Genomic DNA, 25,070 nt, shown 5'->3' with positions numbered 1-25,070 from the left:
AGTCATTAGTCATTAGTCATTAGTCATTAGTCATTAGTCATTAGTCATTAGTCATTAGTCATTAGTCATTAGTCATTAGTCATTGGCTAATGACAGATAGAAAATACTTTTTTTAACCGCAGATGAACGCTGATTAACGCGGATTTATGAAAACTAAAACTAAACCGGAAATAAAATCGGATGTTTTGTCGTGGTGGCTGCTGATAGTAGTCCCTTTAGTTGGGATGGTATTAGTTAATTTCCCTCCTAATTTGCGTTTTGTTTTAGATAAATTTTCTAACCAAAGTCCGGCTGGTCTTGATGCTAATTACCGCTATCATTTTTCGGAAACTTTGAGAAATAATCCCAATCAAAAGGAAGCAATTCAGCAAGAAATTGTTTTTTATCAGCAGCGGCTGGCTGTTGATTCCCGCAGCGGTTTGAACCGGGCGGCACTGGCGGGATCTTATTTGAAAATGGCTCGCGCAACTGGGGAGGGTGGTTGGTTTTTGTTGGCAGAACAGGCGGCTGAAAGGTCGATCGCCGATTTGGCTTTTGACAATAAAGGTGCGCTGTTAGTTTTAGCTCGAATTGCCGAGGCCAGACACGATTTTGCTACTGCTTTGCGTTTGGCTAAACAGGTGGGTTTTGAGAATGAAGATGCGATCGCCCTTTCCGTTACATCTAACTTGGCGATGGGAAAAGTGAGCGATGCAAATGTCGCCGCTGAAACCTTAGTTAACCGGATTCCGAACTTGGGTTCTCTCACTTTGAGAGCTTTGGTGAGAGAGTCTCAGGGCCGAGATGCTGAGGTTTTGCAGGATTACCAGCAAGCAATGGCGGCGGAGGAACCGGGAGAGGTTGGGGGTTCGGCGCGGGCCCGATCGCTCTTGGGCCGATTTTACGCGCGTCGCGGGCAGTTTGTGCAGGCGAAAGCGCTGTTTTTGGAGGCGCTGCGGTTGGTGCCGCGATCCCCGCTGGCGCTGATTTATTTGGCGGATTTGGAGACGCGGCAGGGCAATTATCGGGAAGCAGAGGCTAATTACAGCAAGGTTTCTGCGTATTCTGGGCAGGTGGCGACGGTGTTCGATCGCATTGTCGATCGCGGTATGGCGAGGGTGAAGGAGTTGCAGGGAGATGCGATCGAATCCGGGCGACTTCGCGACAAAGCTGAAGCTGGGTTGCGACAGGAACAGGTTTCTGGATCTGGCGGTTTTGGACATCGGCGCGATTTGGCGAGTTTGCTGCTGGAAAAAGGTCGATCGCAGGATGTCGCCGAAGCGCTGGCGTTAATGCAGGAAGAGGTGAAAATTCGGCGGGATGCGGCGGGGCTGGATACTTTAGCCTGGGCGCTTTCCGCCGCTGGGGAATGGCAAAAGGCCGATCGAGTGATGGCCGAAATAATGCGATCGGGCATTCGGGATGCGGGTATATTTTACCGGGCTGGTGCGATCGCCCGTACTTTAGGCAAAGATGCTGAATCTCGCGCTTTTTTTCAAAAGTCCAAGGAAATTGACCCGAGTTTTGACGATCGATCCCGCCAAGCATTGGGTTTGGGAAGTTATGAATTTTGAGCCGTAGGGGCGGGTTCACCAATAATTTTATGGGATATAGACAATTTAAATAAACCCGCCCCCACCCGACGATAAAACTCTTAAAAGGATATACTTATGCAATACAAACTAAACCGACCGCCAAAATTTTTAATCCTATTCTTTCTCACACTTTCATTATTACTAACAATCTCAACCCGACCAGTTTACTCGCATTGGTCAGACTTATCCGTAGCAGAAATAGTAGTCAACAATTTGCAAACCGAAGTAACATTAACCTTCCCAACAGGCTTAACAAACTTCGCCGACGACAATCGAGATAGCCAGCTACAACCTGCTGAAGTTCGCAGCCACCAAACACAGCTAGAAAACTTTTTTAGCCAACAAATCCGCCTCACCAACAATAGCAACATTCAAGGCTCCGTAGCCGTAAAACCGCTAGAAATAGCAGCTAAAACCGCCAGCTTAATCCAGCAGCCCAATACCCACAGCACCTTAATTTTAGACTACACCTGGCCCGCATCTTCTCAAAATAAAACCTCCGGTTTACCTGATTCAATTTCCATCTCCAAACCAGAGAAATTGCGGATTAATTACAATCTGTTTTTGCCCGGAGTGGTGACAGCTAGCTGCCAAGCTACGATTGTGCAAGCGGGTGTTGTAAAAAGCTTTGTGTTTACGCCGCAAAACCGCGACTTTTTGTTAGCAGGAAAGGAATCTATCTGGGATTCAGGTTGGAGTTTGCTGCTAGCATTAGCGGGAGCATTTGCTTGGGGATGCGTGCACGCGATGTCGCCCGGACACGGAAAAACAATAGTCGGCGCTTATTTAGTGGGTTCGCGGGCTACTCCGGTACACGCTTTATTTCTAGCAGCGACGACTACAATTACTCACACTGCCGGCGTGTTTGCTGTGGGCGGAATTACTTTGTTTGCTTCTAACTTAATCGACCCAGAAAAATTAGACCCTTGGCTGAGTTTAATCTCTGGTTTATTAGTAGCCTTCATCGGGCTTAACTTACTCTTAGAAAAACTAAAAACTCGGTTGGTAGTCAGGACTGAAGTTATCAAAAAAATCAAGACTAAATTTTTCAATAAAAACTGGTTTTTAAGGAGTAAAGTCTTTACTGCGGAATGTAAAGAACCAGTAAATCTTTTGAGTAGAGGAAGTTGGGAGCGAGAATTTAAGCCTGTAAAACCAGATATATCTCACCACTACCACGATCACGGAGACGGCCGGATTCACTCGCATTTGCCTCCCGGTGCTGACGGTTCTGCTATTACTTGGAAAAGCTTATTAGCGTTGGGAATTTCTGGTGGATTGTTGCCTTGTCCTTCCGCTTTGGTGATGTTGTTGAGCGCGTCGGCTTTGGGCAATGTTGGTTTGGGAATGACCCTAGTGGTAGCATTCAGTTTGGGATTGGCTTTAGTGCTGAGTGCGATCGGATTAATCTTAGTTTATGCCAAACGAAATTTTGATAAACTGCCAAAACAGATCACAGCAGTCAAATTTCTGCCGGCGATTAGTGCGATGTTTGTAATGTTATTGGGGTTGGGAATTACCGGACAGGCGATGTTTAAAATATTGGCTGCAAATCAGTGGATGGTTGGGAATGGATAAGTAGCTTCACCGCAACAGAGTTTATGAGTAGACAACATTGTATTCATTAGCTCTCAAGACTTGAAATTATCTGCGTTAATCTGTATCTATCTGCCTAACATCTACGGTTTATGTATCAATCAAAGACTTATGCAATCTTGTCTAATGAAGGTTCTGGGTTAAAATCCTGAGTTTTCCTTCCTATTCCCGATTTCTTGATAGCTTTTGTGTCCCAACATTTAACTAAGCTAATCAGCATTTAAATTGCATCTAAAGCAATAATCAAAATCTTGTGGGCTGTTGCTTTCCAGCACCGCCAAAAATATGCAATTTAAATGCTCAACAGCTTAGCAGGCGGGAAGTCCCTGCCCATTCAAGATCAGATCGCACTATGTTTATTAATAATTTCGGCTAAATCCGGTACTCCGTTTTCCACGTAAGTCTTAGCTGAGGGGCGGAGTTTGGCATAGGCGCCTTTAACAATCGCTCTTGTGCTTTTCTCAACCCTTTTGTCACTGATTTGGAGCAATTCGTCTGCCACTTTAGCTTTTCTTTCAGCAAGATATTGGACTGGGTTGCCATTGTTTACCGCTTCAGTCCAGATGGGATCGAGTGCGATCGAGATTTCTGGCAGAAGTTGATCGACGACTTGGGCGCAATAGTCAGCCCGTATCCCCTTGACAGTAGAGTAGGCAGCTTTCAGAGCCAGACCGCCCAATCCTGGTGCTGCTGCAACGTGTTTGTCAATCAACTTTACACAGTCATCAACAAAAGTGTCTCTGTTGTTTTCATTCAATAGAATATCGCTAAGTCCCATTTTCGCTGTCCTTAATTCAATAGTCAATGTGCTTATTAGCTTTAAGCTCAATCTGACATCATATATCTATTTTGAGCTTTTACTCAAGGTTTCCCAAGTTTTTTAAGGTTTGAATGTCTCTATGAGACAACCTAATGTTGAGATTTGTCTAGTATGTTAGGGGAATTAATGTTCTATCTGCTACTAATTATTTGCCTACGGTTTGTAGTCAGGGCTTTAGTCCTTATTAGGTAATATTAATGAGGACTAAAGCCCTGACTACAAACTGATGAGTTGTGAACAGTCACATAAAAAAGAGAACAGCTCGAAAAAAATATTAGAAAGACTGTGCCTAAGTCCGATCGCACTTGCACGTATAATCTGGCACCTATCATTAGGATTCGACGTTCGGATTGAAGCCCACAGGTATTGCAACGAGGGGAAGTTTCAGGGTTTGAGTAGGACGATCGCTCGATCGCAATACCAAATTTTTCGGTAACGGCGCGGAAGTGCTTAGTCCGGGAAATATGTGAAGCGATAAGGTTAAGCCGGCAGCTAATAATACTTTTTCTAACATGGCAGTGTCTCCAATACATACGCCCTAGGGCATAATTCCTCTTACACCTACAACATATAAACATCCTCAGTCGCTTGGTGCGATCGCACGGGCATAGTTAAGTGACATCTATCACCACTGAGGAGGGGGTGATGGGGATAGGGGGTGTGGGGATGGGGGTGATGGGCAGTAGGGAAGTGGGGGAGAGTGGGAAATCTTTCCTCGCACTTCTACCGTCAACATCCGTTGAACCTGTTAAATTCCTTGCACTGGTTCGTTGGCAAACTTCCCTAAAAATCAAGAATTGTCCTAGAGAAAGAAGCCGTTGGGTCTCTCACAAAGGTAGAATTAGCGCGTAGAAGTTATTTGACACAGCGGAGGTACCGACAATATGCTTGCATACTTTCTGGCGTTGGCGGTCGGTCTAGGCAGCTTCAGTATTTACATGGCGGCCTTCTTTTTTCCAGAAGTACACCGCAAAAATGATTTTACCTGGAGCGGGGTAGGGCTTTTTTATGCGTTAATTTTATGGGCTTGTGCGGGACGAATTACTGGTGCTCTCCTGCTTGGTCAAATGGCGGGCGTGGCGATGTTGGGCTGGTTTGCCTGGGAAACTCTGACTTTGCGCCGGCAGGTGACGCCCGTTGCTGAGCAAACGCCGATTCCTCAGTCGGCGAATTTGGCTGCAGCAGGCGTGCCGTTTGCTGGCTTGTTTGCCAAGAAAAAAGAGCCCGCAGCGAAAAAACCTAAGTTTGTTCGATCGCCCAAACCGAAAACTGATGTGGTTCCAGCACCCACTCTGGATAAGGGCGAGGTAAAGCTAGAGGAACAGCCAGCGATTCCTCCCATAGCTGAAAGTATTGCTGAAAGTTCGATCGTCCCTGACTTGAAAATTTCCGACTCGAAACCACCTGCAATTGGAGAAATACCAGTGTTTTCAGTCGAAACTCCTGTTGCTGAGACTTCACAACCCCCAACAGAATCAGCAGCCAGCAGCTTCACTCCTCTACCTCTACCTCTAGAAATTTCAGAAATAGCCGTTGCACCAACTGTGGAGCCAGCAGAGGCTCAGCCCGAACCTCAACAGCAGCCCGAAGATGACGATTTTGAGAAGACATGGAGGGCGATGGCTCAAGATTCTGAGTCTGCTGCTAGTTCGGCAGCCCCAACGGCAGCCCCAACGGCGAAACCAACGGCAGCCCCAACGGCAAACTCAACTCCTGCCAAACCTGCTAAAAAATCCGGCGGTTTCGGAAGTCTGTTCGGCAATATCAAAAATAGTCTCGGCGGTATTTTGGGACGAGGTGCTGGTAAAAACAAGTCTGATGCAACTCCCCAGACGCCAAAACCTTCAGCGACTCCAGAATCGATCGCACCTGAATCTAAAATCACGACTCCTGCACCGGATATCGACCTGATTCTCGAATCAGAATTAGCCGAGGCGGCTGCGGAAGTTGCAGCAGAAACTAGCAAAACTGCTGTTGAAACAAGCCTTGGAGTGCCGTTTCCAACCGATGTTGAAGCAATGGCCGAGTTGATGGTGGCAGAAACAGGGAGTTCTGACAAAATAGGGGAAACTCCGATCAAAGATCGATCGTCCGCCCAAATCCAGACACCGCTGGCTGCAGTTGGTGAACCGGAAGCAGCAGCAGGCGTACCAGAAGCAGCAGCCCCTGCTTTATCCCTGGAAACCCAGACACCGCTGGCTGCAGTTGGTGAACCGGAAGCAGCAGCAGGCGTACCAGAAGCAGCAGCCCCTGCTGTATCTCTGGAAATGACTGTGGTGGAAATGGCAGCGCCTGTAGAGATAGAAGTACCGGGAGAACCTGGGTTGATCGTGCAGGTGGAAACGGTTTCAGTATCAGTGATCTCGATCGAATCCACAGATAAAACACCATCTTCTGAGGGAGAACAACCGGAATTGATTCGCCCGAATCCCCCCCCTTCCACAGATAAAACACCATCTTCTGAGGGAGAACAACCGGAATTGATTCGCCCGAATCCCCCCCCTTCGGAGCTAGTATAAGCTGCTCAAGCGGCCGATGAATCCAAGTCTGAAAATCTATCCGACGAAGATAAGCCCTCATCTTGAGGCTAAAAGCAAAAGGTAGAAATCAGAATTTTTTTTGATTCTGCCTTCTGCCTTCTTACTTCTTACTTTTTACTTTTTACTTCTTACTTTTTACTTCTTCCCTCTTCCCTCTTCCCTCTTCCTTCTTCGCTCTTGGCTCTTGGCTCTTCCTTCTTCCTTCTCTTTTAATATTATGAAAGCAATTATGGTCGTGGGAACAACATCTCACGCAGGGAAATCTTTACTCGTGGCAGCGTTGTGTCGAATCTTTTCTCGGCGAGGCTGGCGGGTAACTCCGTTTAAAGGTCAGAATATGGCACTGAATTCCTATGTCACAGCCGCCGGCGGAGAGATTGGTTACGCTCAAGCAGTGCAAGCTTGGGCTGCGGGCGTCGCACCTTGGGTAGAAATGAATCCGATTTTGCTCAAGCCACAAGGAGACATGACTTCTCAATTGATTGTCAAGGGCCGGGCGATCGCAAATGTGCGAGCATCTCAATATTATGAACAGTATTTCGATATCGGCTGGCAAGCTATTCGGGAATCTTTAGAATTTCTCGGTCAAGAATTTGACATGATTGTCTGTGAGGGAGCCGGCAGCCCTGCTGAGATTAATCTCAAACACCGCGATTTAACAAATATGCGGGTAGCTAAATATTTAAAGGCTCGGACTTTGCTAGTAGTTGATATCGATCGCGGCGGTGCTTTTGCTCACATAATCGGTACTTTGGAATTGCTAGATCCCGACGAACGAGCTTTAATTAAAGGATTCATTATTAATAAGTTCCGAGGGCAAAAATCGATATTAGATCCTGGTTTGACTTGGCTAGAAGAAAGGACGGGAATCCCGGTAGTTGGGGTAATTCCTTGGATAGACGAAGTGTTTCCCTCAGAAGATTCTCTCGATTTACTCGATCGGCGTTCTCCCAATGCTCAAACCGACATCAATATTTCCGTCATCCGCCTGCCCCGAATTTCCAATTTTACCGACTTTGACCCCCTGGAGTCGGAAACTACCGTCACAGTCAAATATGTCAGCCCAAAAGACCATTTAGGCCATCCAGACGCCGTGATTTTACCAGGCTCTAAAACTACAATTTCCGATTTGCAAGTGCTGCGCCAAACAGGTATGGCAAAAGCTATTCAAAATTATTTAGTAGCTGGCGGTACAGTCATGGGAGTTTGTGGCGGCTTTCAGATGCTGGGACAAAGTATCACCGATAAAGAAGGCATTGAGGGAGAAAAGGGAGAATTCCCTGGATTGGGATTGCTGCCTTTGAAAACTGCGATGGCACCGAACAAAATTGCCCGCCAACGCATCGTAACATCTAACTATCCTCAACCGGGTTTGCCCGTTTCCGGTTACGAAATTCATCAAGGAAAAACGCAAATCCTAGAGTCTGATTTGACTCAACCGCTATTTGACGATGCTAGTTTAGGCATTGTCAATACTTCTCAATCAATTTGGGGCACATACCTGCACGGCATCTTTGACAACGGAGCTTGGCGGCGAGCTTGGTTAAATCACTTGCGGCAGCAGCGGGGACTCCGCGCGTTGCCTACAGGTATTCCTAATTACCGAGAACACCGCGAAACTCTGTTAGACTCTCTAGCAGATACAGTGGAAAAGCATTTAGATATCAAGCATATTTTAGGCTAATTAGTTAACTGTTGACTGTTGACTGTTGACTGTTGACTGTTAACTGTTAACTGTTAATTATTGTTTGTGATAGTTGAGGTTCAAATTCAATGACAAAAGTTTGTTTTTTACCAGATAACGTGACAGTTGAAGCTGAACCAGGAGAGCTTTTACTAGATGTAGCTAAACGTGCAGGGGTTTCTATTCCTACCGGCTGTCTCATGGGTTCTTGTCACGCTTGCGAAGTAGAAATTGATGGCGGAGATACGATTTGTGCCTGTATTTCCGGCATCCCTTCGGGGAAAAAGCAAGTGACAATTAATCTGTATGTTGACCCGACTTGGTAATTTGTTAGTTGTCAGTTGGCAGTTGGCAGTTGGTTGTTGGCATTAGTCATTAGTCATATTATGTCCGGTCGAGCGACCGCGATTTTTGTAGGGGCGGGTTTACCAACAATACCTGCGAATAATTGACAATCTCAAAAACCCGCCCCGACCAGGATATTATGGTTAATCGATCAGACATGATATGAGTCATTAGGATCGCGAATTAAATAATTTACACAAGTTTGTGGGGAGTAGGGGTTGGGCGTCCCGCCCGCCCTTTCTGGACGGGCGGGACGCCCATCCCACAAGAACCATCACGCATTGTAAGTTATTTAATTCTCATTCCTTATTCAACGGTTAACAGTTAACAGTCAACAGTTAACAGTCAACAGCTAATTTTTTTGCCATTCTTGCTGTTTTTTGCGAGCAGATTGCAGCCATTTTTGGGATTCGGGATAAACAGTTGTCCCCGGTTTGACGGATTCTAATTGATTGATAATTTGTTGCAACTGGCTGAGGGAGTAACCGGGATTTTGAGAATTCACATCTTTTTGCAAGTTGGCAAACAAGTTTTTAGCTGCTTGCAAAGCTGTTGCAGAATCTTTTTCTGCTTGCAGTCTAATCTGGGTAATTCCTAAATTCTTTTGATATTCAGCGAGTTTAGTTTGAGCATCGAGATAACCCGGGTTATCGACAGAAATTAATTTTAGTCTGTTAATTCCTTCTTGCCACAATTCTGCTATTTGCTCCCACTGTGCGGCGGGATGGGGAGGTTTTTGGGAGGCGACGGCGGCGGAGAGAGCAAATTCTTTAGCAGCTTCAATTAAGTTGTCAGCCTGTACAGAACCGGTGGCGACGCCGCCCATTGCTTGAAAGTCTCTTTCTGCTGCTTTGAGTATTTTCTTAGCCGTTTCTCCTGCGAGGGTTTCGGCGGGAATTTGATTGAGTTGGTCGATCGCACTTTGCCAATTTACTGTCGCTTTTTGTCTATCTGCAGCGGTTTTGGCTTCCTGATACTGCTGTTTCGCCGCGTTGAGAGTTTGTTCGACTTGATTTAACTGACTAAAAGCATTTTTTTGCTGGAAAATCTGAGCCTCCATCCGCCCGACATTTTTGCGGGCGGCTTGAAATTCATCGAGTGTAAACCGCCAACGGCAGCCGAAAAAAGAGCAGTAAGTTTGTGGATAGTAACCTAAAAACCAAACCGGCAAAGCGTCGAGATGTTTTTGAGCCTCTTTTGCTTTAATTTCGCCCAAGTCAAAATCAGCGACAGCAGTGGCTTTATTGATTAGTTGATCAGATTGTTCCACAAGGGCGATCGCCTGCCGATAATTGTGATCCATACTCATAAAACTCGGCAGCAACAATATCGGCATTGTTTTCGCCACGGGCCAGCGAATCATCGGAAAAGGTAGGTTAATCAGCCAAATTATCCCCGCTGCACTTCCCAACAAACTCCCAGCAAAGATGATTTTACCGAACAATCCGGGTGGGCGATTGGCTTTGACAGCAGCTTTGAGAGCTTTTTCGCTGAAGTTGGGAAATTCGTCTTTGAAGGTATCGCGGATTTCTTCTCTTGATGCGAAAGTGCCGTTTTGCGATCGAAGTTTCTCCAACCGCTTGATTACCATGCGTCGGTACACTTCACCCGCTAGACTATCAGCCGCCGCGCACTTGTCAACTTCGGCCTGCAAAATTTCAAAAGCTCGATCGGTAAGACGCGCCATAAAACTCACCTATTCCCTTTTAATTATTTTACAGGTTCCCGCCAAAATAATTGTTAAAATATATAAACTTCCTATCAAATAATCCGAATTAAGTTCATGCCCACTGCTTTAATCACCGGTGCTTCTGGCAGAATTGGTGCAGCCTTTGCCGCCGAATTAGCCAAACGCCAGCACAATCTAATCTTGGTAGCTCGTTCCGCAGATAAATTGCAACAGTTAGCTGCTAAACTGCAACAGGAATTAAAGGTTCAGGTAGAAGTAATCGTGCAAGATTTGAGCGCACCGGGCGCTGGAACTGCTGTATTTGATACGGTTGTTAAAAAAGGTTGGACGGTTGATTTGTTGGTGAATAATGCGGGTTTTGGCGATTACGGTGTTTTTGTCGTTAGCGAAGCCCTCGAAGAGGATCGCCCGCTTGCGAAACAACTAACAATGGTGCAACTAAATATTGTAGCATTAGTTGAACTATCGCACTTATTTTTGCAGGGAATGCGGCAGCGAAAAGCAGGAAGTATCATCAATGTTAGTTCGATCGCAGCTTTTCAACCGATGCCGTACTTGTCGATGTATGCAGCTACTAAAGCCTTTGTTTTGAGTTTCAGCGAGGCACTTTGGGCTTTGGGCGGAAAATAAAGATTTAGGAATTCGCGTTTTGTGCCTTTGTCCAGGACCGACAGAATCGGACTTTTTCGCAATAGCTGAATTTCCGAAAGCTATGGCATCCAGCAGCGGGCAAAAACTCGTTCCTGCGGCGGAAGTAGTGCGAGATGCTTTGAAAGCTTTAGACAAAAATGAGTCTAATGTTGTGACAGGGGGAATTCCCAATCAAATCATCGCCAATATGCCTCGATTGATGCCGCGAGAACTTGTGGTGAAGTCGATAGAAAAGGTGTTTCGGACGAAAGAGGAATAGTCCTCTTGCAAAAATCCTTTTCATCAATTGATGAGCCGGAGAGCCCGTCCTAATTATTTTTGCAAGAGGTCTAATAGTCTAGTCCGCCGGGGGGTGAAACCCCCGTCTCATAGCGAAAGTCCTCTCAAAGAGGACTGAAAAACAAATTAAATAAACAATCAAATATTTGTCACCATTCTTCAGTCGGTTTCAACCGACTTTAGCTATGAGACAGGGGTTTCAACCCCTGGCGGACTCGCGGACAAACAAACTAGCCCGCGGACAAATAATCGCACTCACAAACAAATGAATTTTCCCCAATTTTACCAAGCGCCCAGGACTACCACAGAAACCAAAGAAACCGAGTTTTTCGCAGTTTTTAGGCGGTGTATCCATATTCTCGGAAAAGAATCGGTTTCTGGGCTATATATTACAAATATCGAGTTAACTGCACTCGATAGCGTTCCTTCTTAGTAATCATAACTTCCCCTATTTCCAATCTTCCCTTGCCCGTAACAGCAATTAAATCTCCCGACTTGACATTATAACTAGCTTGAGTAATGTCTTTCCAGTTAACTCGCACGTCACCGCTGCCAATCAAATCGGCCATTTTGCTGCGAGACATTGCGAATCCAGCCGACGCAACAGCATCCAATCTCATCGATGCTTCAACAGTGGTCATTTCTTTCTTTTTCGGTTCTCTAATTTTGAGTTCGCTCAACTCAATGCGCCGAGTTTTCACAGGCACCGATCGCACTTGCTGCAAACTCATCTCCAAATACTCTACCATCTCCGGCATGACAATGGCTTGCGCGCCGCGTTCTCCCAAAACAATCACGTCGCCCGTTTTCTCGCGGACAATTCCCGTACCCAACATCGCCCCCAAAAAGTCGCGGTGACTGGCGGTGTCGAACAAGAAATTGCCAGCAATCTCCACCGCAGCAATACTAACCGCTTCAGAGTCGATCGCAATTTCCGATCGGGCGATCGCAATTCTTTGCCTTTCAGCCTGCGGATACCCGCCCCAAGCCACCAACTCCACATCGCTTAAACGATTAAATACAACCTTAGCATCCGCCAATTCAGGAGGCGACATAAAATCAGTCAGAGTAACCTCCCAAGTTTTGATAGCTTGTTCGGCGCAGTCAATCACTCGCGCCACGCATTCGCGGTTTTCGATGCCTTTTAACAGTTCTTCTCTTTGTAACATCAGTTAATGCTAGATTCTAATTTGAAATTGCCAAAGCTTGCTGTAACTAAAAAGTCTACTTTTTTAACAGTCGCACTACTTTAATTATAGTCTAAGATCATCAAATAAGGATCGTATGATTTTTGTGGATCGCAAAGCTGATATTATGAACATAATTATTGTACCCAATGTATGAAGTCTTCGAGTTTAAGCAAGGTTAATATTTCAACGCGGTTGCTGTGTCAGGAAGCAGCCGAACCGTTGAAACAAGCGCTACAGGATAAAAGCCTTGTACCCGAGGAAGCAACGGCATTACTAACAGCAGACGAGCAACGCGCCATTCCTGCCATCAGCAAAAATAAGGCGTTGATCCAGGAAATTCAGAATCGGGTGCAGGGGTTGCCATCTTTCCATTCCCTGCTACAGGGCGATAGCCGAAACTTGACACATATTCCCGATGAAAGCGTACATTTGGTAGTCACATCGCCCCCGTATTGGAATTTAAAAGAATATCTCAAAAATCTCAACCAGCTTGGCGAAATAGCAGACTACGAAAAGTTTTTGCAGGAGCTCGATCGAGTATGGCAGCAGGTATGGCGGGTTTTAGTCCCCGGCGGACGGCTGGTGATTGTGGTGGGCGATGTCTGTGTTGCCCGCAGGCGGTTTGGCAGGCACATGGTATTTCCCCTGCACGCGAGTATTCAGGAACACTGTCGCCATCTGGGATTTGATAACCTCGCACCGATTATCTGGTACAAAATCGCCAATGCTTCCCTGGAAGCCGCGGGGAATGGCACCAGTTTTCTCGGCAAACCTTATGAGCCCGGAGGTGTCATCAAAAACGACATCGAATTTATCCTGATGCAGCGCAAACCTGGCGGCTACCGCAGTCCCACCCTCACAGCACGGGTATTGTCCGTAATACCGGAAACTCTCCACCGGCAGTGGTTTCAACAAATTTGGCAGGATATCAAAGGCGCTTCCACCAAGCAACACCCCGCCCCATATCCTTTGGAACTGGCAGAACGACTGGTGCGGATGTTTTCTTTTGCAGGGGACACGGTACTAGACCCATTTATGGGGACAGGAACAACCTGCGTCGCCGCCGCCAACTGGGGGCGCAACAGTATCGGGGTAGATGTTGAGCCAACTTACCATCACCTAGCGCTGAAACGGATGCAGGAGACGTATGGCTTGCGCGTAGTCTATGACAGAACGATGGGGGAGGTTGCTGAATGACGGGACAGACACCCATCATCCCCGATGATGTGTTCCAGGAAGCGGTGCAGGGTTTCTGGGATACCCGCATCGCCCAGGCACAAGCCCAGGTGCTAGCTGGCAAGGTTGACCAGGGAAACCGCAGTGCGGTGACAGGCGGCAAGCAGATGGACGGTTTCATCCTGACGCTGACTAATTTCTTGCTGGCTGCAGGTGTGCCTCAAAACCATATCCACGTTAAAAAAAGCCTAACCGTTATACCGGGGTTCTTTCGCCCGACGAAGATGTACGACTTTTTGGTGGTAAACCCTGAAAAACGGCAACTCAAAGTAGTCATCGAGTTGAAGAGCCAGGTTGGCAGCTTTGGCAACAACTTCAACAACCGCACAGAAGAAGCGATGGGGGCTGCTCTCGACATCTGGACAGCTTACCGGGAAGGGGTGTTTGGCGAAGCACCTCCGCCACCGTGGTTAGGATATCTGTTTGTTTTGGAAGACAGTCCTGCCTCGCGCACCCGGGTACAGGTTGCTGAACCGCATTTCGCGGTTCTGCCAGAGTTTAGAGGGGCAAGCTATGCTAAACGCTATGAACTGTTTTGTCAGAAGATGGTGCGGGAAAGGCATTTCACGGCTGCTTGCTTTTTAGTGACAAACCGCGAACAGGCAGCACAAAATCCCAACTATACGGAGCCATGTTCAGACTTGTCGGCAGTCAATTTTTTGCAGCAGCTTATCCGGCACGCGCTGTAGAGTAGATAACACATTTTGGCGTTGCAGAGTAGAGGGATGGGCGTTGCTGAACTTTAGTATGAATGTACATTTTTTAATCTTTGCCGAAGACAGACTTTTTGTGCCTTGGAGTCTTTTAGTAGAACTTAATTCATACCGTCAATCAGCAATGCCACATTGTCCACCCAACTACTTATTCTTCTTCACCCGCAAATAGAGCTCTTCCATCGCCTCAATAAACGAACCATCCTTGTGCCAAAACTGTGGAAAATCTCCCTGTTTCTTCACCACGATCGCACTTACGCCACTCTGTACCCCCACATCAATCGTCTGCGGTAATCGCTTCGCACCGTGCCAAAACTCTTTCAGGCTGACCGTTTGCGCCTCACTGGCGATCGCCCGCGTGTAATAGGAATCCACCGCCACAGGGGCCGCTGCATCAGCCGTTAACTCTGCAGAAAGCGCCAAGCCCAAAGGCGTTTTTGCTAATTCCCGGTGCAGCACTTCCTTAGAAAGTCCGCGTAGTTCAAACAGTAAAAATGGATCTTTGTCCAATTCGGCTGCCACCAAATAATAAACTCCGGCAATATGTTTGCAGGGATTGCTATAGTCTGGGCAAGAGCAAGTGGTTTTAAAGTCCTCACGGTTGCTGGGTAAAAGGTGCAATCCGAGGGGTGAGAAAGCATTTTCAATGTTGTCAGGCATTTCGTTTATTAGCAGTCGGGAAATGAAGCTGGCTTTGGATGCCATTTGGGCGATCGCCACTTTCTACTTTTCCTGACTAATCGCCTGAAACTCAATTTTAGTTTTGTATAGTGGCTCCTTATAAACCCCAAAATAAGGATTTACCGACCCCCTTACTTCTGCCATCACTAAGCCATCATTAATCTTAAAGCTTTTTACCTTGTCATTCCGTGCATAGGAACGTCCCCGTCCGAGTCGCCCAGAATCTGTAAATTTTTCTAACGCATCGATAAATTTATTGCCCCACCAAGTCCGAGTAAATTGTGACATATTTTTGATTTTCTCCTAATCTAGAACCGCATTTTTATTGAGCCTAATTAATTTCTTAAATGCCTCATTATCCAACTCAGTCAACCACGACTCATCCGCACCAATAATTGACCCTGCCAATTTCTTTTTGTCCTCAATCATTTGGTCAATCTTTTCTTCCAAAGTACCAATTGCCACAAACTTATGCACAAACACATTTTTTTCCTGTCCAATCCGAAACGCCCGATCCGTCGCCTGATCTTCCACCGCCGGATTCCACCAGCGATCGAAATGGAAGACGTGATTGGCTTTTGTCAGTGTAATTCCCACACCGCCGGCCTTCAGTGACAGAATAAATACCGAAGGTTCAGACTCAGGATCTTGAAACTCTGAAATCATCCGTTCCCGTTTTTCGCGACTGGTTCCCCCGTGGATGTAGTAAGTGTTGTAATGTAGCGTTTGTTTAATATATTTTTCCAACGCGCTTCCCAGTTCTGTAAACTGCGTAAATACCAATAAACTTTCGCCTTCTGCTTTGACTTCCTCAATCATCTCGATCAGCCGTTCCAGTTTGTGCGATCGCTCTGGTGTAAACTCACTTTCATCCTGCAAAAACTGGCGCGGATGGTTACAAATTTGCTTCAGCTTCAGCAGTGTCGCCAAAATCATCCCCTTGCGCTTCATCCCTTCCGCCGCGTCAATTTCTTGTTCTACCTCTTTGACGATCGCTTCATAAAGCGAAGCTTGCTCGCGGGTGAGATTGCAGTAGAGCTTTTGCTCAACTTTGTCGGGGAGATCCTGAATAATCGACTTATCGGTTTTCAGACGCCGGAGAATAAAGGGTTCCACTAATTTTTTGAGCGCTGCCGATTGCGTGCGATTGCTATTTTTTTGAATCGGGATCTCAAACAACTTCCGAAACTGCGCCTCTTTACCCAGATAGCCCGGATTGAGGAAATTAAAAATTGACCATAAATCCAGCAATCGATTTTCCACGGGTGTTCCAGTCAATGCTAGTCGATGGGTAGCGGGTAACTTTAAAATCGCCTTGGTTTGCGCCGCTTTCGGATTTTTAATATTCTGCGCTTCATCAATTACCACGCGATGCCACGCTACGCTGCTCAACAGCTTCTCATCTTTTCGCACCAAGGTAAAGGAAGTAATCAACATATCACAATCTTGGACGGCGGCTTTAAATGCTTTGGCATCTTGCAAACGTTGAGGGCCGTGGTGAATCAGCGATCGCAATTCTGGAGCAAACTTTTCCATTTCCTTTTGCCAGTTACCAACTACGGATGTGGGCGCAATTAGCAGCGTGGGTAGAACCGAAGGTGCGATCGCTTTTTCTGTCTCTTTTTCTGTCTCTTTTGTAGTAGATAAAACTTCCCGCTCTTGCAATAATCGAGCAATTACCTGCGCTGATTTACCCAAACCCATATCATCGGCAAGACAGCCATTTAATCCCAAACTTTCCAAATAACTTAACCAAGAAACGCCGCGCTTTTGGTAATCCCGTAACTTGCCCTGAAACTTTGCTGGATCTGCAATTAACTCTAACCGACTCTTATCGTTCAGCTTCTCCAACATATCCGATAAAGCCCGATCGCGCTCAACCTCCAACTGTTCGCTCGCTTCTCCTTCGGCCGTCAACTTCATAAAGTCAATTAGGCTTAAATCGGGGTTTTCTTGGCGATGTTTTTTCCAAAACTCCAACATCTCCTGCATCTTGTCTTTGTCCAGTTCCATCCATTGTCCTCGGAACTGCACCAGCGGTGTTTTGCTATTTACTAACGCCTGCCATTCTTGTTCGCTAACCCGTTCACCCCCGATCGCCAATTCATATTGATATTCCACCAAGGAATCCGCCGAAAATAATCCCTTGCCCTTGATTGCAGGGCTCTTGCTGTCCTTCCCTTTGACTTGCAGGCGAATCTTCGCCCGTTGTCGTCCCTTCGGCGTCCACCAAGCGGGGACAATCACTTTGTATCCGGCATCTTCTAATACCCAAGCGGACTCGCTGAGAAAGGTAAAAGCATCATCTAAGCCGAGGGTAATGTTAACGGGTTTGTCGGTTTCTAGCCCTTGCCAAAGTTGGGGATAAATGCGGGCAGCGTAGCCGAGATTTGTCAGCAAATGTTGGTCAAAGTTGTCTCCGAATTGTGTTTGCAACTGTTTTTGTTGAGTCGATCGCGATTGCCAATAATCCTGCAACGGCATCCGCAGAGATGGGTCTTTTTTCGCAGCCACCTGAAACTCTAAAACCCAAGGCTGTTCGGGGTTTTCGGGGGATTGTAGTTGAAAGCAGAGGGAGAATGAGTCAGCAGATTGATTGCGCGTAATGCGATCGCGCCAGGTTTGCCATTGCCGGTATTGCTCAAGGCTTACTCGCGCGATTTTTCGTGTTTGGTTGAGGCAGATTTGGAGTAAAGAATCCGCAATCTTATTTTCAAACGATGCTGGGATGGGGGTTTGAGTGACAATTTCCGCGATCGCACATTCGGAAAAATTACGCAGCAACATTTCGCGATCGTAGAACTTTGGTGTATCTTGTAGCTGGATCTTCCGAAAACCGGACACACAAACTAAAGGCATCCATTCAACATAGCGTTGTAAATCTGTTTCGTACTGTGTTGAAACAATTTCCCATCCCGGATAAATCTCAAAGCTGGGTTCAATTTTGGCAGGTGTTTTTGGAGTTTTTGCAGTTGTTTTGGTTTTTGTCTCGCCCGCTTTCTTACGCCCGCGCGTGGCTTTCTCAGCGGCTTCGGATGTTTCGATGGGTGCGATCGCGATCGGAGCAGTTTCTCGATAGCGCAACGCCGGAATATAATGATCTTTCAGAAAAATTTGCTTAAAAAATTGGGTGTAGTGATACCAAAATAGCAAGTCTGAACCAAACTGAACTTCTGCTAAATCGTAGAGAGCAAAAAAATGCAGATCGTTCAATAATTTAGTCAAAGTGTGGGTGGCGATGGAAACACAATCAACTTCCCAATACTCCAACTCAAATGTTTCGGGTAACTCTGTCTCTAAATATCGCGCTAACTCTAAAGATGGTAACGGCTGGTTGTCGGCAGTGGGCAGTAAAAAATACCGAGGGACGATCGCGTATTCTCGCCCCATCGCACTTGTATTGCTGACTGGTGCCAGTTGCATCCCGGCTTCTTTCGTTAGAAACTCTGTTAACTGTGCCGTCTTCAATTGTCGGGGATGAACCTTAGCAGGCTGTTTTTTCTTTTCAGTGGTTTCAACCCAAATATAAAACGTTCCAGGTTGAATAAAACTCTCTTCTGCTTGAGGAATCCAAGTCCCGTGGAGGATTTTCATAGGTGATACCATCAATTAGCGGGAAAAGATAAGACGGCGGTTGAAAGAGACTGTTGGCGAATTCGCAGGGGTGTTACCCATCACTTCTGGGAGGCAGTATTTCCGTTCACTATTGGTAGTTAATGACTATATGGTCAGTTTGACATTTAGTCTAGAACCACTATTTTTAGGGAGTGAGGGGTGAAGCCCTTTATTGATTCGCCAACAGTCTCTAATAATAGACTTTTTGCAAAAGTCCTTTTAAGCAAATTTTCGGACGGGCAAGATGCCCATCCCACAAGAGAAAAAACTTTTTGTGGGATGGGCATCTTGCCCGTCCCAGCTATTTTTGCAAGAGGTCTAATCAATCCTCCACTAGCAGTGCGCTTAAATCTCAAATCCCGGTTGTCTCTACACAACTGAAAAAACTGCTCGTCTGTTAATTCGAGCGTTAATTCTAGGGGAGAATGTAGGGCGATCGTTTGTGATTCCATAACTGCCTCCAAATATTACACGAGTCAACTGTCAACAGTCAACAACAGTCAACTGTCAACTGTTAACAAACAAATAACTAAGTCTCTGTATAACCTTGGATATTTTCCGGTTCAAACTGCTGCAAAATATTCGCAGCTTTCCCAGTCAAATCATCAGTACCCTTAACTGCAATCAAAAATTTGCCCGCATTCAAACGGTTGCGGTAGGGTAAAGCATCGCCGCTACCAAAGGCCATTCCTCCGGCACCGCCGACAAATACGCTGCCCATCCCACCGGCGATCGCACCTAGCACTCCACCGATGAGGTGATCGCCAATTTCGCCCGCCCAAGCAAAAGTCTTCAACTCAGTCATCAAGCTGAAAGTAACGCCGGCAATAAAGCCAAACGGTATCAGCCAAATAGCCATGAGTTTCGCTTGTTTATTTGCTTGCTGGGTGGGATCTATCAAACCGAATTCATCGGCAGTTTTGTAGCCGCGGCCCAAAATGCTTACTTGCTTCATCGGTAAGCCTTCTTTTTCGAGGGCGCAGTAGGCCGCTTCGGCTTGCATTCGATCGGGCAGTACGGCGATAAGATAATTCATTAGAAAACAATTCCTGATAGTTAGGCTGGAATAGCCAAAGTCTATTATAGCCGGAGAAGACATACTAGCTAAGCACTTGCGGGATTTTTAGACGGTCAGAGAGTCCGATCGCCCCCAAAGCTAAAATATTTCCCGCAAAAATGACCGACCATGACCGAATACAGATACAATTCAAACTGCACAAAGGCAAGCTTGAGCTGATCTGTATAGATACTGCTCTAAGTCAAAAGTCTCAACTTTGAGCTCGCCAACGCTCGGCCTATTTTTACTATTGCACTCGATTGCTTGCTATGCCTAAAGTTCTAGTATCCGATCCGATCGACCAAGCCGGAATTGACATCCTCTCCCAAGTCGCGCAAGTTGACGTAAACACAGGACTTTCAGCCGCCGAACTGGTTAAAATTATTCCAGATTACGACGCTTTAATGATCCGTTCTGGCACCCAAGTTACCAAAGAAATCATTGAAGCCGGAAATCTACTCAAAATCATCGGTAGAGCCGGAGTCGGCGTAGATAATGTCGATGTACCCGCCGCTACCCGCAAAGGAATTGTAGTCGTCAACTCCCCCGAAGGCAACACGATCGCCGCTGCCGAACACGCGATCGCCATGATGCTCTCGATGTCCCGCCACATCCCGGAAGCCAACGAATCCGTCAAAAGTGGTAAATGGGAACGCAACCGCTTTATCGGCGTAGAAGTCTACAAAAAAACCCTCGGTATCGTCGGTTTGGGCAAAATTGGTTCCCACCTAGCCGCCGCAGCTAAAGCAATGGGCATGAAACTGCTCGCTTACGATCCTTTCATTTCCACCGAACGAGCCGAACAGTTGGGCTGCCGCTTGGTGGAACTCGAATTGCTGATGCGCGAATCCGACTACATCACCCTGCACATACCCAAAACGCCGGAAACCCTGCACTTAATTAACGCTGAAGTGCTGTCAAAAATGAAGCCTACGGCCAGGATAATTAACTGCGCTAGAGGTGGCATCATCGACGAAGCAGCCCTCGCAGAAGCTATAAAATCAGGCCAGATCGCCGGCGCAGCTATAGACGTTTACGAACAGGAACCGCTGCAAGCCGATTCTCCGCTGCGGAGTGTTGGCCAAAACATCGTGCTGACACCTCACTTGGGCGCTTCGACGGCGGAAGCTCAGGTGAATGTGGCGATCGATGTTGCCGAACAAATTCGCGATGTGCTGTTGGGGCTGCCGGCGCGATCGGCTGTTAACATCCCAGGAATTTACCCAGACTCGATCGAAAAACTCAAACCCTACCTGCAACTAGCCGAAACCCTAGGCAACCTCGTCAGCCAGCTAGCCGGAGGCCGAGTCGATTACCTCAACGTCCAACTGCAAGGCGAATTGGCCAACAACCAAAGCCAGCCCGTAGTTGTTGCCTCCCTCAAAGGCCTGCTCTCCCAAGCCCTGCGAGAGCGTGTCAACTACGTCAACGCCAGCATTGAAGCCAAAGAACGCGGAATTCGCGTCGTCGAAACCAGAGACGCCTCAATTCGCGACTACACAGGCTCTCTGCGCCTCTCGGCCAAGGGAACTCTGGGCGAACACACCGTCACGGGTGCAGTCCTCGGCGAAAGCGAAATTCGGATTACCAGCGTTGACGATTTCCCGGTCAACGTTTCCCCGACTCACCATATGCTGTTTACCCTGCACCGCGATATGCCGGGGATTATTGGCAAGATTGGTTCCCAATTGGGCAGTTTTAATGTCAATATTGCCAGTATGCAAGTGGGCCGTAAAATCGTGCGAGGCGATGCGGTGATGGTTTTGAGCCTGGATGACCCTCTACCAGAGGGCATATTGGCGGAGATTCTCAAAGTTCCGGGAATTCGGGATGCTTACACGGTGAATCTTTAAAGGATTTTGGAGTTTAGATTTTGGATGCCAGGGCGGATAATTGGTAATGGGCAATTGGTCATTGGTAATTGGCCTGAAAGCGGGAATTTGTCTATTAGCCAATCCTCCTTCCTCATTCCCCAGTTCCCAGTCTCCAGTTCCCCGGGGTCAATCTAAAATCTAAAATCTAAAATCGTTATGGCACATAGCTGGTGGGAAATTAGAATTCTTTGCGATCCGGCGCTGGAAGATATCATCTTTTGGCGTCTGGAACGGTTTAGCTGTCGGGGAACTGCTACTGAGATCAAAAGCAATTCTTGCCTGATGTCGGCTTATTTGCCCGAAGAACAGGCAGGATTACTGGATTTGGCCGCTCTGTCTCTGTGGCTGCGTCAAGATGCTCTGTGTGCAGGTTTGCCCCTACCTGCGATGCAGTGGGATTTGATTGAAGATGAAGACTGGGGCAGCACTTGGAAGGAACACTGGCAGCCTCAAGAAGTGGGCGATCGCTTTTTAATTAATCCGGCCTGGCTTCCGATACCGACTGATACCGATCGCCTCATTTTGCGTTTAGATCCCGGTGTGGCCTTTGGTACGGGTGCTCACGCTACGACTCAACTGTGTCTGGAGTCGCTGGAAATGCGTCTCGGTTTTGACGACAAAGAGTATGTAGTTGCCGATATCGGCTGCGGATCGGGTATTTTGTCGATCGGCGCGGTGTTGTTGGGCGCTACAAAAGTTTATGCTTTGGATACTGATCCTTTAGCAGTGCGATCGACCATTAGCAACCGACAGCTTAACCGCGTTAATCCTCAGCAGTTGGTTGCAGAGCTCGGCAGTATCGAGCGCTTGAAAGAAATGGTCGATGAGCCGATCGACGGTTTGATCTGCAACATTTTAGCAGAAGTAATCATTGATTTAATCCCGCAGTTCACTGCAATTAGCAAACCCACTACTTGGGCAGTGCTCAGCGGCATTTTGCTCGACCAAGCTAAGCCAATTGCTGACACTCTCGAACAGCACGGCTGGATTGTCGCTACTCTATGGAAGCGTCAAGATTGGTGTTGTTTTAACATTAGGCGTAGTTAACAATATGGTAATTGCTAATTCCTAATTGCTAATTGGTAATTTTGAATTCATGTTTCATCTTTGGGAAGTGAATTTAAATAAATCTCGCACCTGAAAATAAACCGCGACAGCCCAGTAAAAACCATTCACCAAAATTAACAACGTTTTTCCAGCATAAGAATTAACAAAACCAAAAACGCGGTAAGTTGAAAGCAGCACTAACAACATTTCAACCATAGAAACAATTGACCCGTAGTGCTTCCTATCCCAATAAGAAAACGGACTGATAAAACGGTAATTGCTGAACGGAAAAAAGTGTCGGTGAGCGTCGTCATTGTGGACAGGCAAATCTCCCAGAGAGTGTAGTATCATGCTGATAAACAGAATTTGCACACTTTGCCAGCCAAAGTAATAAGCAATTAGCAAACCAATAACCGCAAGGGGAATTGAATGAAACAGAGCCACAATATTTTGCACAAAAGGCTCATAATATGCTTCAGACCAAATTGTAGCTGCGGGCAAGCGAGCAATGTATTTCGCCCAAAAGTAAAATAAAAATATCGGAATATCCGGCAAAATTCCGCCGATCGCAATAATGAGATTAGCTTGCGGCAGTTGCGGTTTGCCGAGAATTGCGAGATTGATAATAGCGTGGCTGGGAGTGTTCATAAGTAGGGTGCGTCAACTAGGATTATCTTATTCATAATTAATCAGATATGAGCTGACACACCCTAGGTGTGAGATAATTGGCTCGTACTACAAGAAAGGTTGCACTCGATCGATCAACTGCGCCGGTTGTATCACTCCCTCAATGCGATCGACCTCAGCGCCATTTTTGAACAACACCAAAGTCGGCAAAGCATAAATGTGATACTGCGACGCCAACTGTTCGTACTTATCCGTGTCAATTTTGACAACCATCAGCTTGTCTTTCATCTGACCACTCACTTGCTCCAAAATCGGTGCCATCATCTGACAAGGCCCGCACCAAGTAGCGTAAAAATCTACCAACACCGGCAAGTCAGAGCCCGATAGTAACTCCTCAAAACTGCTGAACTGTTTTTGAACTGCCATAAGACAAAATATTTTTTTGGGTTCTGGCTCGATTTTAGTGCAAAATTCTCTGGTAGATTGCGAGGATACAATTATGGAATTATTACCAGAGACTTTTCAGAGATTGCGGGGTCAAGTTGCTGTCGTGACCGGTGCGTCGCGGGGAATCGGCCGCGCCGTTGCTTTAGCCCTAGCGGCAGAGGGCGCTAAAGTCGCCGTCAACTATGCCAGTTCGAGTGCTGCTGCTGATGAGGTGGTAGCAGAAATAGTCGCTGCTGGAGGAGAAGCTGTCGCGCTTTCAGCAGATGTCTCGAAAACTGAGCAAGTAGATTTACTCACCAGTAATGTCATGGAAAAATGGGGACGGATTGACATTTTGGTGAACAATGCCGGCATTACTCGCGATACTTTGCTGCTGCGGATGAAGTTGGAAGATTGGCAAGCGGTAATTGATTTGAATTTAACCGGCGTGTTTTTGTGTGCGAAAGCTGCCAGTAAAATCATGCTGAAACAGCGAAGCGGCCGAATTATTAATATTGCTTCGGTGGCTGGACAAATGGGCAATCCCGGACAAGCTAATTACAGTGCGGCGAAGGCTGGGGTAATTGGGTTTACTAAAACTGTGGCGAAAGAGTTGGCGAGTCGCGGGATTACTGTGAATGCGGTTGCACCGGGTTTTATCACTACAGATATGACTAAGGATGTCAAGTCTGATGAGATTTTGAAGTATATTCCGCTGGGGAGATATGGGGAAGTTGAGGAAGTTGCGGGAATGGTGAAGTTTTTGGCGGCGGATGCGGCGGCGGCCTATGTTACGGGGCAGGTTTTTAATGTGGATGGGGGGATGGTGATGGCTTAGGATTTGGGGATTTTTTTAACCGCAGATATCGCACAGGCAAGATGCCTGTGCCACGATGAAAGCGGATATTTGCGGTTAATAATTAGGGCTTGCCGAAAAAGCCTAAAACCTTGACAGAGAAAGACTTTGACTGGTTTGAACGCTCCGCGTGTGCAAGCTTATGAGCTAAAATCTGTCTAAAGCCTAGTACAACATCACTGTCGTAATGTACCGAAAAGTTGACCCAATCCCAAACCCGCCATCCAACTTTGACTTGCCTTTTGAGGGGCAATTGTTAGAAGATAATCGTTGGGTAATCATGGCGAAACTAATTCCGTGGTCAGCATTTGAAGCAGAATATGCTCAAAACTTTTCCGTAGATATGGGAGCTCCAGCGAAATCTTTTCGGATGGCATTGGGAGCATTAATTATTAAAGAAAGGTTAGGAACCAGCGATCGCGAAACAATAGAACAAATCCGAGAAAACCCATACTTACAATACTTTATAGGCATGACCAGCTATCTTCTGTCGTAAGGATTCAGGTCAAAAAAAACTTAAGTGACGGCATCTGGTAAAATAAACGAATGAAAAAGCCCGCAGCCACCAG

The 25,070-nt window shown here is 46.7% G+C and carries 20 protein-coding genes and 3 pseudogenes; 12 read left to right on the top strand and 11 right to left on the bottom strand.

Features of this window, described 5'->3' with window-relative positions:
• Positions 1-146: 146 nt before the first annotated feature.
• Together QUA44_RS20065 and QUA44_RS20060 are read left to right on the top strand one after the other, a co-directional pair.
• Positions 147-1,553, top strand: coding sequence for a tetratricopeptide repeat protein (locus QUA44_RS20065; RefSeq protein ID WP_333253714.1), 1,407 nt, complete (start codon positions 147-149; stop codon positions 1,551-1,553).
• A gap of 96 nt (positions 1,554-1,649) precedes the next feature.
• Positions 1,650-3,152, top strand: a complete 1,503-nt coding sequence (locus tag QUA44_RS20060) for a HoxN/HupN/NixA family nickel/cobalt transporter (protein WP_333253716.1) — start codon at positions 1,650-1,652, stop codon at positions 3,150-3,152.
• Between the two features lie 358 nt (positions 3,153-3,510).
• On the opposite strand, the gene QUA44_RS20055 is transcribed toward QUA44_RS20060, so the two are convergent.
• Together QUA44_RS20055 and QUA44_RS20050 are read right to left on the bottom strand one after the other, a co-directional pair.
• Positions 3,511-3,948 carry a DUF6918 family protein gene (locus tag QUA44_RS20055; protein ID WP_333253718.1) on the bottom strand — a complete coding sequence of 146 codons (438 nt, stop codon included), beginning with the start codon at positions 3,946-3,948 and terminating at the stop codon, positions 3,511-3,513.
• A gap of 373 nt (positions 3,949-4,321) precedes the next feature.
• Positions 4,322-4,504, bottom strand: a complete 183-nt coding sequence (locus QUA44_RS20050) for a hypothetical protein (protein ID WP_333253720.1) — start codon at positions 4,502-4,504, stop codon at positions 4,322-4,324.
• A 370-nt stretch (positions 4,505-4,874) separates the two neighbouring features.
• On the opposite strand from QUA44_RS20050, the gene QUA44_RS20045 reads away from it, so the two are divergent.
• The 3 genes from QUA44_RS20045 to QUA44_RS20035 all read left to right on the top strand — a co-directional run bounded on the left by QUA44_RS20045 (position 4,875) and on the right by QUA44_RS20035 (position 8,540).
• Entirely contained in the window at positions 4,875-6,509 is a 1,635-nt protein-coding gene (locus QUA44_RS20045; RefSeq protein WP_333253722.1) for a Ycf66 family protein, read from the top strand.
• Positions 6,510-6,747: 238 nt separating this feature from the next.
• Positions 6,748-8,214, top strand: a complete 1,467-nt coding sequence (cobQ, locus tag QUA44_RS20040; RefSeq protein WP_333253724.1) for a cobyric acid synthase CobQ — start codon at positions 6,748-6,750, stop codon at positions 8,212-8,214.
• Between the two features lie 89 nt (positions 8,215-8,303).
• Entirely contained in the window at positions 8,304-8,540 is a 237-nt protein-coding gene (locus QUA44_RS20035) for a 2Fe-2S iron-sulfur cluster-binding protein (protein ID WP_006634188.1), read from the top strand.
• A 371-nt stretch (positions 8,541-8,911) separates the two neighbouring features.
• Here QUA44_RS20035 and QUA44_RS20030 read toward each other — a convergent pair whose 3' ends face one another.
• Positions 8,912-10,246 carry a hypothetical protein gene (locus QUA44_RS20030; protein ID WP_333253727.1) on the bottom strand — a complete coding sequence of 445 codons (1,335 nt, stop codon included), beginning with the start codon at positions 10,244-10,246 and terminating at the stop codon, positions 8,912-8,914.
• 96 nt (positions 10,247-10,342) lie between these two features.
• Between QUA44_RS20030 and QUA44_RS20025 the strand changes: the two are divergent.
• Positions 10,343-11,159 (top strand): annotated as a pseudogene (locus QUA44_RS20025) (SDR family NAD(P)-dependent oxidoreductase).
• Positions 11,160-11,568: 409 nt separating this feature from the next.
• Here the strand turns inward: QUA44_RS20025 and QUA44_RS20020 are convergent.
• Complete coding sequence (locus tag QUA44_RS20020; RefSeq protein WP_333253729.1) at positions 11,569-12,348, bottom strand: photosystem II S4 domain protein; 780 nt, start codon at positions 12,346-12,348, stop codon at positions 11,569-11,571.
• Between the two features lie 171 nt (positions 12,349-12,519).
• On the opposite strand from QUA44_RS20020, the gene QUA44_RS20015 reads away from it, so the two are divergent.
• Entirely contained in the window at positions 12,520-13,566 is a 1,047-nt protein-coding gene (locus QUA44_RS20015) for a site-specific DNA-methyltransferase (RefSeq protein ID WP_333253730.1), read from the top strand.
• Complete coding sequence (locus tag QUA44_RS20010; protein WP_333253732.1) at positions 13,563-14,294, top strand: PaeR7I family type II restriction endonuclease; 732 nt, start codon at positions 13,563-13,565, stop codon at positions 14,292-14,294. The genes QUA44_RS20015 and QUA44_RS20010 overlap by 4 nt, the downstream gene beginning before the upstream one ends.
• Before the next feature lie 168 nt (positions 14,295-14,462).
• Here the strand turns inward: QUA44_RS20010 and QUA44_RS20005 are convergent, their stop codons facing one another.
• From QUA44_RS20005 to QUA44_RS19985, 5 genes and pseudogenes are all read right to left on the bottom strand, one after another.
• The gene (locus QUA44_RS20005; protein ID WP_333309874.1) at positions 14,463-15,023 is read right to left on the bottom strand and encodes an SWIM zinc finger family protein; all 561 of its coding nucleotides are present in this window, start codon (positions 15,021-15,023) and stop codon (positions 14,463-14,465) included.
• Between the two features lie 18 nt (positions 15,024-15,041).
• Positions 15,042-15,287 (bottom strand): hypothetical protein, encoded by a 246-nt coding sequence (locus QUA44_RS20000; protein WP_333253736.1) that lies wholly within the window; start codon positions 15,285-15,287, stop codon positions 15,042-15,044.
• A 15-nt stretch (positions 15,288-15,302) separates the two neighbouring features.
• Complete coding sequence (locus QUA44_RS19995; RefSeq protein WP_333253738.1) at positions 15,303-18,593, bottom strand: DEAD/DEAH box helicase; 3,291 nt, start codon at positions 18,591-18,593, stop codon at positions 15,303-15,305.
• Positions 18,594-18,934: 341 nt separating this feature from the next.
• Positions 18,935-19,066: pseudogene (locus QUA44_RS19990) on the bottom strand (Uma2 family endonuclease); the annotation flags it as partial.
• A 77-nt stretch (positions 19,067-19,143) separates the two neighbouring features.
• Positions 19,144-19,650, bottom strand: a complete 507-nt coding sequence (locus QUA44_RS19985; RefSeq protein WP_333253740.1) for a hypothetical protein — start codon at positions 19,648-19,650, stop codon at positions 19,144-19,146.
• A gap of 290 nt (positions 19,651-19,940) precedes the next feature.
• Between QUA44_RS19985 and serA the strand changes: the two genes are divergently transcribed.
• Positions 19,941-21,524 carry a phosphoglycerate dehydrogenase gene (gene serA, locus QUA44_RS19980; protein ID WP_333253742.1) on the top strand — a complete coding sequence of 528 codons (1,584 nt, stop codon included), beginning with the start codon at positions 19,941-19,943 and terminating at the stop codon, positions 21,522-21,524.
• A 177-nt stretch (positions 21,525-21,701) separates the two neighbouring features.
• Positions 21,702-22,592: a 50S ribosomal protein L11 methyltransferase gene (gene prmA, locus QUA44_RS19975; RefSeq protein WP_333253745.1), complete on the top strand. Its 891-nt coding sequence runs from the start codon at positions 21,702-21,704 to the stop codon at positions 22,590-22,592.
• A 54-nt stretch (positions 22,593-22,646) separates the two neighbouring features.
• Here the strand turns inward: prmA and QUA44_RS19970 are convergent, their stop codons facing one another.
• Positions 22,647-23,240: a hypothetical protein gene (locus tag QUA44_RS19970; protein WP_333253746.1), complete on the bottom strand. Its 594-nt coding sequence runs from the start codon at positions 23,238-23,240 to the stop codon at positions 22,647-22,649.
• 87 nt (positions 23,241-23,327) lie between these two features.
• A complete protein-coding gene (gene trxA / locus QUA44_RS19965) occupies positions 23,328-23,645 on the bottom strand; it encodes a thioredoxin (protein ID WP_333253750.1) in 318 nt (105 codons plus the stop codon).
• 73 nt (positions 23,646-23,718) lie between these two features.
• Between trxA and fabG the strand changes: the two genes are divergently transcribed.
• Positions 23,719-24,483: a 3-oxoacyl-[acyl-carrier-protein] reductase gene (gene fabG / locus QUA44_RS19960; RefSeq protein WP_333253752.1), complete on the top strand. Its 765-nt coding sequence runs from the start codon at positions 23,719-23,721 to the stop codon at positions 24,481-24,483.
• A gap of 205 nt (positions 24,484-24,688) precedes the next feature.
• Positions 24,689-24,985, top strand: a pseudogene (locus tag QUA44_RS19955) (transposase); the annotation flags it as partial.
• Positions 24,986-25,070 lie beyond the last annotated feature (85 nt).

The sequence above is a fragment of the Microcoleus sp. N9_A2 genome, from assembly GCF_036701775.1.
In the GTDB taxonomy this organism is placed as follows: Bacteria; Cyanobacteriota; Cyanobacteriia; order Cyanobacteriales; family Microcoleaceae; genus Microcoleus.
The sequence above is the reverse complement of the archived record's forward strand: the minus strand, read 5'-3'. Positions and strand labels throughout refer to the sequence as shown.